The organism is Salinivibrio sp. VYel1 (assembly GCF_009377945.1).
GTDB classification, from domain to species: domain Bacteria; phylum Pseudomonadota; class Gammaproteobacteria; order Enterobacterales; family Vibrionaceae; genus Salinivibrio; species Salinivibrio siamensis.
In genome coordinates, this window is record NZ_RSAM01000022.1 from 1 (window position 1) to 13,977 (window position 13,977).

Sequence of the window (13,977 nt, forward strand, 5' to 3'; positions counted from 1 at the left end):
TTTAAATGTATCGATATCCACGGTATCTATCCCGAACTATTTTAGAATCGGCCTATATGATCACAGCCAGAGGTGATCGTCAAACCGATCCTTTTTTGGTCAAAAAACGTTCGCGATCTCGCCCTGCCGAGCTTAAGCCTAACGTAATTATCAATGCGGCGGCACATACTGCGGTGGATAAAGCTGAAACAGATATTGATATGTGTTATGCCATTAATCGAGATGGTCCGCTTTATCTTGCTGAATCTAGCGAAAAAATTGATGCACTGTTACTACATATCTCAACCGATTATGTCTTTGATGGTGATAAAGCCGAGCCTTATGTGGAAACTGACACTCCAAATCCGAAAGGGGTGTATGGTAAAAGTAAGTTGGCGGGTGAAGAAGCAGTCGCCAAGTACTGCTCGCGCTATGCAATTTTACGCACTGCTTGGGTTTTTGGAGAGCATGGTAATAACTTCGTCAAAACGATGCTGCGTTTGTGTAAAGAACGCTCAGAACTAGGGGTGATTGGTGATCAGTTTGGTGGCCCAACATACGCGGGTGATATTGCCAATGCTCTAATCATTATTATGGATAAGTTTGAAAGCAAAGAGCAGTGTGGTGTGTACCACTTTTCGGGTGATCCACATGTCAGCTGGTTTCAGTTCGCTAAATCGATTTTTGAAGCAGCAGTAGAGCATGGTGTGTTAACAGTACCACCGGTTGTGGAAGAAATAACGGCAGGTCAGTATCCATTACCGGCACCTAGACCGGCTAATTCTCGATTAGAATGTTCAAAAATAAAATCAGTCTTTGACATTGAGTCGAGCGACTGGAAGTCGGAACTTAACAATATCAAAGCATACAACTAAGCAACAAATTTATGAAAGTAATTGATAACGATATCCCCGATGTAAAAAGCATTGAATCTCAAGTGTTTGGTGATACGGAAGTACGAAGTATTTTTCAAGGTTCAGACAATTGTGTTTTGACAGGCTGAAGAGCGGAACGATTTTTGAATCGAGCTTTAAACAATGTGTGCGATGGTTTCTGGGTATCTTTTAAGGGTATTTGCAAGCCTTTATTGATAGGGGGGATCATGCAGTTTCCGTGTTTTGAGTGTCTCTTTTGGGGTAAAAAGTTTCTCGGGACAACTTATTCCTGAGGTAAGAATAAAAACTTAAAGTTGGTTATTATGTCGAAGAAAAAAGTACTTACAGTATTTGGTACCAGGCCAGAAGCTATAAAAATGGCGCCTTTAGTTCATGCTTTAGCAGATGATGAACGATTTGACGCAAAATGCTGCGTGACGGCTCAGCATCGTGAAATGTTAGATCAGGTACTAGACCTTTTTGAGATTACTCCGGATTATGATTTAAACCTGATGAAGTCCGGACAAACATTGAATGATGTTACAGCGAGAATTATATTAGAATTAAAACCGATCCTTCAGGAGTTTAGGCCAGATGTAGTGCTTGTTCACGGTGATACCGCAACGACCTTTGCTGCAAGCTTAGCTGCTTATTATGAACAAATTGCTGTAGGTCATGTTGAAGCAGGACTGCGCACAGGCAATATATATTCGCCTTGGCCTGAGGAAGCAAATCGACGTTTAACAGGTGTCTTAACAAAGTTTCATTTTGCTCCAACAGAGACATCAAAAGATAACCTATTAAAAGAAAATTTTAATCCAGAAGATATTACTGTAACAGGTAACACTGTCATTGACGCTTTGTTAATGGTTAAAAATAAAATTGATACAAACTCAGAATTAAAAATACAGTTATCCTCTCTATTCCCTTTCTTGGATGAAAATAAGAAACTAATACTAGTCACAGGTCACAGACGCGAGAGTTTTGGTAGTGGTTTTGAGAGGATTTGTGAAGCTTTAGCAATAACAGCAAAAAAGCACCCTGATGTTCAAATACTCTATCCAATGCACTTAAATCCAAATGTGCGTGAACCAGTAAATCATATTCTTGGTAAAGTAAATAATGTTTTACTGATTGAACCACAGCAATACCTTCCATTTATTTACTTAATGATGCGTGCAAATATAATATTAACTGATTCAGGCGGTATCCAAGAAGAAGCTCCGTCACTAGGTAAGCCGGTATTAGTAATGAGAGATACAACAGAGAGGCCTGAAGCTGTTGATGCAGGCACAGTAAAGCTCGTAGGCACAAATATAGATAATATTACATCAGCTTTAAATATGTTACTTAAAGATGAGGATTCGTACAAAAGAATGAGTTATGCACATAATCCTTATGGCAATGGCAATGCTTCAAACACTATTAAGAGTGTATTACTAGGAGTAGAATAGTGAAAATCCTATGTTTATACGGTTACCCTGATTACAACAAAGGGGACTCTGCAATTTGTCTTGGTGCCCATCAGCTATTAAAATCAATCTATGATACAGAAGAAATCTATTTTGCTAATTTTCTGTGGCCGGATCATCCTGCAACGATAAGAACTAAAGCGTTCTATGAAGCATATAATATAAAAACAATTGATATTCCGAGTAGAAATAGAACCAAATATGAAAAATTAACAAATATACTAGTTAATAGAGATAGAGGTGTATCGTCCTTCTTGATGGAAGAAAATTTTGATATGGTGATTTCTGTGGGAGGTCATTTTCTATTTAGCAAAGATTCAGACATTAAAGAGAAGATCAGAAACAAAGTTAGATTATTGGATATTTATCAACCTATCTTAGAGGCAAAAAAATTAGGAGTGGAAACGGGGATATTATGTCAATCTATTGGTCCCTTTAATAAACCAGATAGTATAATTAGAAAAATAATAGATAATGTAGACTTTATTATAACACGAGAGTCTGCATCATATAATGAGATAAGAAACAAGCATAAGGATACACTGGCATCCATAGATATGGCATACTTTATGTCAATACCTCAAGTGAAAAAAAGAGTATTGGAAATAGATGGAGATTATGTCGTTCTAAATTTGCGTAAAGTATTGGCGTCTGGAGGATATCAAGTTGCGGACGATATGTTTAGTAAACAAAATGAATATTTCGCGAGACTTACTCGTGAGTTAATAAATAGAAATAAAAAAGTATTACTAATAAGTCAAGTGACATCATCAGATCCAAATGACCCAGAAGTAGATACGATTTTACATGAAGAATTTAAGAGTAAATACTTCAAAGAAGAAAGCGATGTAAAGGTTGTTAAAGAAGAATATTCAGAGTATGAGCTAATTGATATTTATAAGCATGCAGATGCATTGATTTCTACTCGCTATCATGGGCTTATTTTTTGTATTCTAGCATCAGGTAATCCAATAGGTGTTAACTTGTCGGGTATAGGTCATAAATTAGTGGGCATGTTCAATGACTTAGATATCGTTAACAATTATATTGAGTTAGATGACGCAATAATATCTAAGGCAGTTTCTAAAACAATTAATTTAATAGAAGAAAAAAACAAATACAATAAAGATAAATATATAGAAAGTAACTTTGAAAAAATCAAAGGGTTGTTACTAGGTTAGTGTGGATTATGGTAAAAGGAAAAGTCAATTTATAGTTGCTTTATATCGTACAGATTTGTCCATAGCTCGCTATATATGGTATGGAAAGTGACAATAATTAGAGCTGTTAACTAGATTTATAAAGATAATTATACATGGTACTTGTTATATTCGTGTGTAATTATCGCCTTAAATCTAATTAAAGCTTAGGTGGTGATAAGTTCGAATAGGATTAAATGATTGCTAGATATTGACAAATTAACGGCTCACATTAATAGCAATAGGAAGCAGGGAAAACGCATGAAGATCCGCGCCACGCCTGGGCTAGCAACTTAATGACTAAGCTGTCACTTAGAGCTGAAAATTGTGCGTTATGCCATATTTATTAATTAAAATAAGTGAAAATAAAGGATCAATTTGTTGATCATTTTCAGTGCGATTCAATGGTCTCCTAACGTTTAGGAGATTAAAATGACAGAATATAAAAGTCCATTTATGCATTTCGTTTCCATTAGAGACATTCGCCAAGAAGGTAAAGTTGAACATACGTTATCAGATATTATTTTGATAACGATTTGTGCGGTGTTGTCTGGTCATGATACCTGGAAAGGCATTAGTGATTATGGCCGTAAGCAGCGCGATTTCTTATTACGTTTTGGCTTTTCAGGTAAAACGTCACCGTCGGCAGATACGATCGCAAGAGTGATGGGAACCATCAGTCCAAAGGCATTACAAAAAGCCTTTATAGAATGGATGAAATCGTGTCATGAATTAACGGATGGCGAAGTGGTTGCCATTGATGGAAAAACACTGAAAGGATCGTATAACAGAGCAACAGACCAAGCTGCGATTCATATGGTTAATGCGTTCGCAACCGCAAATGGAGTGTGCCTCGGACAGTCGAAAGTAAATAGTAAAACCAATGAGATCACTGCCATCCCTAAGCTGCTGGAATTGCTCGATATTTCAGGTTGTTTGATTACCATTGATGCCATGGGTTGTCAGCACAAAATCGCACAGAAAATCATCGATAAAAATGCCGATTATTTGCTTGCGGTTAAAGGAAACCAAGGCAAGTTAGATGAAGCGTTTAATAATTATTACCGCCCGGCAATGCTTCAAAAATTTGATGGTGATAGCTACGCATCACAAGAAAAATCGCATGGACGTTTAGAAACACGATGTGCGCTGATTAATACCGATTTAAGTGTATTAGGTGATTTGGCTTACGATTGGCCTGAATTAAAAACGATGGGCATCATGGTGAGTGTTCGTCAAGAAGGCAAACATGCGGAAGAGTCAGATATTTCAGTGCGCTACTATATAAGCTCAAAAGCACTGACAGCGAAAGAGCTTCATGATGTCACGCGCTCGCACTGGTTAATTGAATCGATGCATTGGCAACTTGATGTTGGATTAAAAGAAGATGCTTGCCGAATAAGAGTCGATGACCGAGCGGAAGTTTTTGCACGAATAAGGCAAATGGTTTTGAATTTATTAAAGCAAGAGAAGAGTTTCAAAGCCGGCATTCAACGCAAGCGAATGATGTGCGCGATGGACCAAGAGTACTTAGCGATCGTGCTGGGAAGCCTTTCATGACGCGGATGTTCATGCGTTTTCCGTGCAATAGGAAGTCCCTTAATATAAGAGTTATTGCTAGAGCCTTACTAAGATTAGATAGTAAGATGCATTATTATTAATTTGAAGAGGTTTATTTGTTTAAAGCATACATCTTATCAACAATAATGCCAAGGTTATTTACAATAGTTGTATCATCCTTAGTTATAAGATATTTAAGTATTGCAGATTATGTAGTCTTTGACTATATAATGATAACATCAACTATTATTCTGCCATTAATTAGTTTTGGACTTGTTGATTCTTGTTATCATTATTACATAAAAAGCGGAGAAGTAAAGGTATTCGATGAGGTTGAATCTTTTGTAACGTTTATCTTTATAGTTGTTTTTTCAATAGTATCGCTGTGTTACCTGTTGGGATTAGATACGTTTAAATGGATGCTAGTTATTATGATAGCATTTTTTCATTTTAAAATTTACTTGCTAAAAACTAAGTATCGTGCAAATCAAAAGGCGAAGGATTTTGTAATTGTCGAATGCTTGCCAGCAATATTAACAGTTGTCTTCATTTTGTTTTTTATTGTAATTGACTTTACCAATCTCTATTACTTTTTACTGTCATATATTACGTCATGGTTGATATGTTTTATATATCTAAAAGAATATAAGGTAAAAGTTTCTTACAAGGTAAGGACAGAGTACTTAAGGTACTCTATTTATCTGATACCTAACGCAATGCTTATGTTAATCCTCTTGAATTGGTTTAGATATTTTATTGATAATGAACAAGTTCAATTAATCTATAGTTTGAATTATAGGTTAATGATGTTCTACATGATATTTGGTTCTATGATGGTAATGCTGTTTCAAGACTTTATTTACAAAAGAAAGCACCCTATAAAGAATATAGCCATATCGTCAGCTATTATGAATGTTTCCTTTGGAATTGGTATCTATATTTTTATTTCAATGATAAAAGGACTATATTTAGGGGAGAAAGAATCGTTAGTTGGTAATGATATTATAATTTCTATGTCAATTGCAATGACGGTTTATTTGGTATCATCATGTTATTCTGTTATTCTGAATTTTTTAGAACTAACATACCATAATCTTATATCAAATGTTGTAGGTTTAATTGGGCTTGTACTGTCCTTTTTCTACCTGGGCTTTGATAAAGAGTTTACATATTCAATATCTATAAATATAGCCTTACTAAGTGTATTTGTTTATAGAAGTCTAATTGTACTGATAAAATATAGAGAAAGGAATTTTGAAAGGTAAAGTGTTATTTTACAAGATTTTAAAAAAGCTCAGGCTTTTTCCCGTCATTTATACTATTGATAGAAGATGGAAAGAAAAGAAAGAGAAAGCGAGAAATAAACGCCCTATTGTATTATTTGCTGGGCATCAATGTTCATGGTCTACTCTACATCAAAGACCCCAGAATATCGCAAAAGAGTTCGCAAATCAAGGGTATCAGGTAATATATTGTATTTCACCTTATGTCAATGATAAGCCGGACTCTGAAGTATATGGATACAAAGAAATTGAACCTAATATATATTTATATGGAGACATAGAAGGATGGTCTTTTGATGAGGAAATTAGTCTTATTTACGCTTGTTATGCCAGTCAGTTAAAACATGTTGAAAGATTAAGACAAAAAAGTCCGAACGCAAAAATAATATTTGATGTTTTCGATGAGCCGGAGTTGTTTGGTTATGATTCCGATAACCTAGAATATAACAAATTACTTAGCTTGTCTGATTTGACGCTGTATAGTGCAGATAAACTAAGGCCTAGTGTTGGGCGGAAATTAATGTATGCACCAAATGGAGTTGATGTCAGTCACTTCAAAAACCAAAATTATAAGTATAAGTGTTGTTACTTTGGGGCAATTGATACATGGTTTGACTTTGTTTCTGTAAGAGAGGCAGCTGTAAACAACCCAAATGTCGTATTTTTCTTTGCTGGTGTTGTTAATAAGAAGTGTAAATCAGATTTTGAATCTATAACAAGCCTCAATAATGTTATTTTCTTAGGGAAGCTCGATTATTCAATAATACCTAGCGTATTCATAGGCTTCGACTTTGGTATAATTCCATTTAAAATTAATAGAATTACAGATTCTGTAAATCCTATAAAAATGCATGAATACTTAGCTATGAATTTGACAGTAATATCATCGGCTATACATGAAGTGAAAAAGTATGAGGAGTATGTATATTTGTATGGTCAGGATAATAAACTAACAGATGTAGTTTCTGGCTTAACAAGTGGTCCATTTGCTTTGGAGAAACGTGAAACTATTGAAAGTCATACATGGTCAAAATTGTGTGGGGCCATATTAAAGGAGTTGTAAGTGAAAATAGCCGTTTATGTAAAAAGGAGCTCCTATATTAATGATGCCACTTCGTTTTATGTGTCTTTGATCGCAAGTAGCACTGACTCTCAGTATGTTGGTGTTATAACAAACTTATCGGACCTTTCTGGTGTTGATATTGTAGTCACGGTATATTCTATAGATGCTATTTACGTTAAAATTAAGTTTCCAAGGAAGAAGGTATATAATTGGTATCAAGGGATATCTCCAGAAGAAAGTAAAATGTTCGGGCTGTCTAGATTTATCTACATAAGGCGAACTATTTCTGAGTATCTATCATTAAAAATTGTTGATGGAGCATTCTTTGTTTCTCAGGCTATGAAGGAACACTATAAGAAAAAATATGGTTCAAGGGCACCATCATTAGTGATGCCATGTTTTAATAAGGTGATAGGAAAAAAAAGTGATTTTATCAATAACTTCAAAAAAAAGGAAAAAAATAAATTTGTTTATGCCGGAGGTTTACAAAGTTGGCAATGTATTGAAGAAACTCTAAAACTACATAGGGGTATACAAGACTTAATTGAAAACACGAGCCTTACTTTCTTATGCTCTGATTCTGAAAAAGCTAATGAACTAGCTAAAAAATATATGATTAAAAATTTTGAAACGAAATATGTTTCATTGGAAGATTTAGACGAAGAATTGCAAAAATACAACTTTGGTTATCTTATTAGAAGAGAGCATATTGTTAATAAAGTCTCGACTCCTACTAAATTGAGTTCATATTTGGCTAATGGTGTAAAAGTTATTAGTACTGATGCAATTGAGGCTTTTAATATAATTGACTCTATAAATATATATAGATTTTCTTCTAATGATATTAGTGCTAATAAGGAAATTGTCAATTTCATCAATCAAGACATATCTCCAGAGTCTTTATATTCAGATTTATCTTCAATTTTCGAAAAACACTTTTGTATAAGTGAATACCAAGATAAAATAAGGGATTTTGTAAAATGATGTGTCGTCAAATTAAAAAGGGCTTTGCTAACTACTACACATTAAAAAAAGTGCTACTTTGTTTACCTAAAACACTGTTCTGCTATTTCATTTCTTTTGGAAAAATTAAAATACCGTCTATTGTTGAGTTCGGGGTCAAGTTCTATGGCCCTATAAATAATCTATACTTAGGGAAGTACTCTAAATTAGAAAGAAATGTAATAATACAAACAGTTGCTAAAAATAATATAACTATAGGCGAACGGTGTACTATAGGTGAAGGTACAATGATTCGTCCTTCTAGTTATTATGGCGGAGATATTGGCATGGGGCTCACCATAAAAGATGGGTCTGCCATTGGGGTTAATTCTTATATTGGTTGTTCTGGAGAAATTGTAATTGGAAGGAGTGTAATTATTGGCCCTCGTGTTACGATGATCGCTGAAAATCACAATTTTAATAAAACGAGTGAATTAATAAAAGAGCAAGGTGTAACAAAGATTGGGATAACGATAAAGGATAATGTGTGGATAGGGGCTAATGTGACTATTTTAGACGGTGTCACGGTTGGCGAGAATAGTATAATTGCTGCAGGTGCAGTTGTAAATATAGACGTATTGCCAAATAGTATTGTCGCAGGAGTACCTGCAAAATTAATTAAGATGAGAGACGATAGCTAATGACTTTGTTGTCTCTTTATTTATACCAATTAGTCATAATAGTCTCGTATAACTTCAGAGTTAATAATAAAATTTTAGGAGGGCTTTTTTGTATTAGTTGGGTTGCTTTATTTGCCTTTAGAGGAAAGGAGTATGGACTAGATATAGAAACATATTATAACATATTTCTGGATCCTGACTATTACCGACTGGATGAGCCTCTATTAGTGTTAATCAATAGTCTGTTGTCGATAGCGTCTAACGATCTGTTTTGGTTTAATTTAACTTATGCGCTATTAATAAACGTAACGCTTTACTATTTTTTTTATAAAACCTCTGAAAACTTCGTTATATGTTTTATCTTGTTTAGTACTTCATTTTTATTTTATCAATTCAATCTGAATATATTTAGGCAAGGTTTAGCTAATACGTTGTCTGTTTTATTTATGGTAATGTTCTATCGGAATAAAATATATTGCTCTTTATTGCTTCTATTGCCAGTTTTTCTTCATAAATCAAGTGTGATATTTTTTCTCTATTTCATATTGTCTCATTTTAGGATAAATAAAAATCTAGTTATTTTTATTTTGATATCTTCTTTGACTCCTTTAATCGCAATATTACCAAAGCTTCTTATTGAAATAGCATCAAGTATATTTCCTTTTTTGAGTAATGCTCTAACTGAATACCAGAGAGTAAGCTCCAATGGAGAGATTGGGGCGTCTAGTTTTAACCATCGAAATATCCCAGTCATATGCTCTATTTTTATAGTTTATCTTAGATGGGATAGTCTTGATACAAAAAGAGGAGAAAGAATTCTAGCTTCTATGTTAGTATTTTCATTTTTGTTTGCTACAGTTTTTACAGGGAATGTTCTGCTTTATGATAGATTGATAATACCAGCACAATTGATTTCTGTGATTTTTATAGTGGATTACTTAAAACAAAAAATCCGCGTATATTTTCCAGTTGTTATCATGTTGCTTGTGATTTTTTCTTCTTTATTTACGGTTTTGTTTTGGGGGCCAAGGAATTTCTTGCCTGAGTATGAGTTTTTATTTTGAGGTTTGTTGTGAAGAAGAGTTTATTAATAATACAACCTTTCGATGATTATTATGGTGCCACTAGAATATTGGCTTTTACGATTGATTCTTTGGCTGAAAATTATAATATAACAGTTTTGGTTAAAAATGAAATTGGAATATTACGTGAACTGATAAATTCTGAAGATGTTCAGGTTGTATCTTGTTCTTCTATCCCTATGATTCATAGTAAGATGTTAACGCTATCAGGAGTGTATAAGTTTTTCAATGAGTTAACGAGTTTTTATTTATATACGAGAAGTTTAAGTAAATTTGATTGTATCTATGTTAATACGTTCGCTGGTCTTGGTGCTTTATTTCCTTTCCTATTAGAGAGAAGCACTAAAGTAGTGCATTGTCACGAAGAACAGTCAAGCAAGTTTTTAGGTAGATTACTCGCCCGTGCAGCATTATTTATGAGTGATAAGGTCATATGTGTTTCAAATGTGGTAAAGAGTTATGTGACTAATGGAAAGCCTCTTGATAAGCGTGTACCAGTGGTTTGGAATGGTATACCAGAAATGAATATTAGCGAAGCAAAAATAACTTCTTTTGATGACGGTTATATTAACATAGTGTTGGTGGGACGAGTAACTAAAGAAAAAGGTTACTGGCGTTTAGCAGAGTCCTTAGTAGCTATTGAGGAGAGTGTAAGAAAGAAAATTAGAATTCATGCATTTGGCGACTCTCCACCTAATAATCCGAATTCATTAGATTGTTTTAATCGCTATTTAATTGACCTGGGTATTAGTGATTTGTTTATCTTATATGGCTTTACCAAGACACCTGCAGATTATATGTATCAGTCTGATTTAGTTATTGTACCATCAGTAATGGTAGATCCATTTCCTACTACTATTTTAGAAGCTTTTAGTCTCGGAAAAGCAGTGATTACTAGTGATCATGGAGGAGCGTCAGAAATAGTCAAACATGGAAGGAATGGATTGCTTTATAGTAATGATAGTGAAAGTGGTTTGAGTGAATTACTTAGAGAAGTTGTATCAGGAAAATATGATCTTCTATCAATAGGTGAGGAAGGTAATCAGTTTTACATTGATAATCTTTCAATAAGCTCATTTAAAAAACGAATCCAGAAAGAATTTAATTTAGATAGTTTTTAGTCATAAAAGTACTAGTCGCCGATTGAACTGTTTTTATCGGTTTTGCTGTTGTGCGTAATTGAATTGATTACAAAAATTACTCGGTGATTAATATTGATTTCTTGACATATATGATAGAAATGATTCCATTCATTTTTTTATTGAGCATAATTATATCTAGTGATGCATTTAGTCGCTGAATCGCATGTCGTTCATTCACTCGATGGGTCATCAGATTTTATTTAAATAGGCATAGTTAGGACTTATGGTTTACTAGAGTCTTTTCGGTACGACTAGAGCTAATTAGCACCTTTACGTATTACAAAATTCCATTTTCTCTATGTTCTACAGGTGAGTTTAGGTAGTTCAAATGAGTATCATCCCTGCGCCTCGCCTCAAAGCCTTAGATTGGGCTGCAGTAAGATTTGGTAGACATTTGGGATTAAACTAAGTGATTAGAAACAAGCACTACAAAATATTTGAGATTATCAGTAATGAAAGTAATAGATACAGCTATCGCAGATGTAAAGATTGTTGAGCCCACAGTGTTTGGCGATGAGCGTGGTTTCTTTATGGAAACATGGCAACAACGAATGTTTGAGGAGTTGGTTGCAGGTAAGCCTACAAACTTTGTTCAAGATAATCATTCTAAATCTAAACGAGGTATTTTGCGTGGTTTACATTACCAAACAGAGAGTACTCAAGGAAAATTAGTTCGAGTGATTAAAGGCGAGGTGTTTGACGTTGCAGTTGATGTTCGAAAAAACTCTCCTACTTTTGGTCAGTGGGTGGGCGAGTATCTATCTGCTGATAATAAGCGTCAACTTTGGATCCCAGAAGGTTTTGCTCATGGTTTTTATGTTACCAGTGAAGAGGCCGAGTTTGTGTATAAATGTACTAACTATTATAATCCTAAGGCAGAAGTTTCCATCATTTGGAATGATCCTGATATCGGTATCGAGTGGCCGATAGTTGAGAAGCCGGTGCTTTCCGAAAAGGATATGAAAGCTAAAGGCATCAATGGAGTGGAGAGCTTACTATGAAGTCAGTTTCCATAGTGGGTACAGTAGGTATTCCAGCATGTTATGGAGGGTTTGAATCTCTTGCTGAGAATTTAACTCTCAATGTCAAAGAGAATATTGAATACACAGTATATTGTTCGTCCAGGTCATATAAGGAAAAGCCGTCTACTCATAACAACACAAATCTCAAGTATATTCCGCTCAAGGCTAATGGCTTGCAAAGCATCCCTTATGATATTTGGTCGCTAATGAGTTGCTGTGTTAATCGTCCTAACGTAGTTGTCATACTAGGTGTTTCGGGGTGTATATTTTTACCGTTGTTTAGGATTATTTCTAAAAGCCATGTTGTTACAAATATCGACGGGCTCGAATGGAAAAGAGATAAGTGGGGGAAATGGACGCGTCGCTATTTAAAATTCTCTGAATCGTTAGCTGTTAAGTATTCTGATGTTATTGTAACTGATAACCAGGCTATCACAGATTATGTTCAGGAGGAATATGGTGTGAATAGTAAAACTATCGCTTATGGTGGTGACCACGCTATTCGTGATATAAAAGTTAAAAAACCTGATGAAAAGTACGCTTTGGGGCTTTGCCGAATAGAGCCTGAGAACAATGTTAATATGATCCTAGAGGCTTTTGCACAATCTAGTGAAAAGCTGAAGTTTGTAGGTAACTGGAATGCTAGCGAGTTTGGTCGCAATTTAAAGAAAGAATATAGCATATTTGAAAATATTGATCTTATAGATCCAATTTATGACTTGGATGAGTTGTTTAAGCTCAGAAGTTGTTGTTCGTTATATTTACATGGTCATTCTGCTGGCGGCACCAACCCATCTTTAGTTGAAATGATGCATTTTGGAGTTCCTATATTTTGTTTCGATTGTAGCTTCAATAGATATAGTACTGAAGAAAAAGCGGATTACTTTTCCAATAGTGATGACTTGCTTGCTATGCTTAATCGTCACGAAGATGACACTCTACTGCAAAATGCTCTTGATATGAAAAGAATTGCTCAGAGACGTTATACTTGGAAAGAAGTTGCTTATTTGTATGAGAACATTTACCAATAGTCTTCCAAATCATAATATGCCGGACACCCATATATTTGACGCTCACCAAATCACCAACTAGGCATTCTTTGACTGCTTAAAGTTTGCTTGTTGGTGGTCATAATGACTCAAGCCCAGGGAAAACGCATGAAGATCCGCGCCATGCCTGGGCTAGCAACTTAATGACTAAATTGTCACTTAGGGCTGAAAACCGTGCGTTATGCCATATTTATTAATTAAAATAAGTGAAAACAAAGGATCAATTTGTTGATCATTTTCAGTGCGATTCAATGGTCTCCTAACGTTTAGGAGATTAAAAATGACAGAAGATAAAAGTCCATTTATGCATTTCGTTTCCATTAGAGACATTCGCCAAGAAGGTAAAGTTGAACATACGTTATCAGATATTATTTTGATAACGATTTGTGCGGTGTTGTCTGGTCATGATACCTGAAAAGGTATTAGTGATTATGGACGTAAGCAGCGCGATTTTTTATTACGTTTTGGCTTTTCAGGTAAAACGTCACCGTCGGCAGATACGATCGGCGTTGTTGATCAAATCATTCATCTAACGTACTGATCCCAATGGGGTTACTCCCATCAATCAACTCGATAGCTAACAGGCATACCAAGTCTTATGACTTTGTTCATCACTTTCACGTTGGCTA

General features: G+C 34.8%; 12 protein-coding genes. All 12 read left to right on the top strand.

Annotated features, from left to right (window positions below):
- The first annotated feature begins 56 nt into the window (after positions 1 to 56).
- The gene (gene rfbD, locus EHW58_RS15315) at positions 57 to 854 is read left to right on the top strand and encodes a dTDP-4-dehydrorhamnose reductase (protein ID WP_227986325.1); all 798 of its coding nucleotides are present in this window, start codon (positions 57 to 59) and stop codon (positions 852 to 854) included.
- Positions 855 to 1,177: 323 nt separating this feature from the next.
- Positions 1,178 to 2,308, top strand: a complete 1,131-nt coding sequence (wecB, locus tag EHW58_RS15320) for a non-hydrolyzing UDP-N-acetylglucosamine 2-epimerase (protein WP_152797313.1) — start codon at positions 1,178 to 1,180, stop codon at positions 2,306 to 2,308.
- Positions 2,308 to 3,507, top strand: a complete 1,200-nt coding sequence (locus EHW58_RS15325; protein WP_152797316.1) for a polysaccharide pyruvyl transferase family protein — start codon at positions 2,308 to 2,310, stop codon at positions 3,505 to 3,507. The genes wecB and EHW58_RS15325 overlap by 1 nt, the downstream gene beginning before the upstream one ends.
- A gap of 450 nt (positions 3,508 to 3,957) precedes the next feature.
- Complete coding sequence (locus tag EHW58_RS15330) at positions 3,958 to 5,085, top strand: ISAs1 family transposase (RefSeq protein ID WP_152797318.1); 1,128 nt, start codon at positions 3,958 to 3,960, stop codon at positions 5,083 to 5,085.
- Positions 5,086 to 6,339: 1,254 nt separating this feature from the next.
- Positions 6,340 to 7,431 (top strand): hypothetical protein, encoded by a 1,092-nt coding sequence (locus tag EHW58_RS15335; RefSeq protein WP_152797320.1) that lies wholly within the window; start codon positions 6,340 to 6,342, stop codon positions 7,429 to 7,431.
- Positions 7,432 to 8,415: a hypothetical protein gene (locus tag EHW58_RS15340; protein ID WP_152797322.1), complete on the top strand. Its 984-nt coding sequence runs from the start codon at positions 7,432 to 7,434 to the stop codon at positions 8,413 to 8,415.
- Positions 8,412 to 9,074, top strand: a complete 663-nt coding sequence (locus EHW58_RS15895; protein ID WP_227986326.1) for a DapH/DapD/GlmU-related protein — start codon at positions 8,412 to 8,414, stop codon at positions 9,072 to 9,074. Before EHW58_RS15340 ends, EHW58_RS15895 begins: the two co-directional genes overlap by 4 nt.
- Entirely contained in the window at positions 9,074 to 10,117 is a 1,044-nt protein-coding gene (locus tag EHW58_RS15350) for an EpsG family protein (RefSeq protein ID WP_152797323.1), read from the top strand. Before EHW58_RS15895 ends, EHW58_RS15350 begins: the two co-directional genes overlap by 1 nt.
- A gap of 8 nt (positions 10,118 to 10,125) precedes the next feature.
- The gene (locus tag EHW58_RS16060; RefSeq protein WP_152797325.1) at positions 10,126 to 11,256 is read left to right on the top strand and encodes a glycosyltransferase; all 1,131 of its coding nucleotides are present in this window, start codon (positions 10,126 to 10,128) and stop codon (positions 11,254 to 11,256) included.
- Positions 11,257 to 11,729: 473 nt separating this feature from the next.
- Complete coding sequence (gene rfbC, locus EHW58_RS15360) at positions 11,730 to 12,278, top strand: dTDP-4-dehydrorhamnose 3,5-epimerase (protein WP_152797327.1); 549 nt, start codon at positions 11,730 to 11,732, stop codon at positions 12,276 to 12,278.
- Positions 12,275 to 13,330 (top strand): DUF1972 domain-containing protein, encoded by a 1,056-nt coding sequence (locus EHW58_RS15365; RefSeq protein ID WP_152797329.1) that lies wholly within the window; start codon positions 12,275 to 12,277, stop codon positions 13,328 to 13,330. Before rfbC ends, EHW58_RS15365 begins: the two co-directional genes overlap by 4 nt.
- Before the next feature lie 298 nt (positions 13,331 to 13,628).
- Positions 13,629 to 13,763, top strand: a complete 135-nt coding sequence (locus EHW58_RS16065; RefSeq protein WP_152797331.1) for a transposase family protein — start codon at positions 13,629 to 13,631, stop codon at positions 13,761 to 13,763.
- Positions 13,764 to 13,977: the final 214 nt, after the last annotated feature.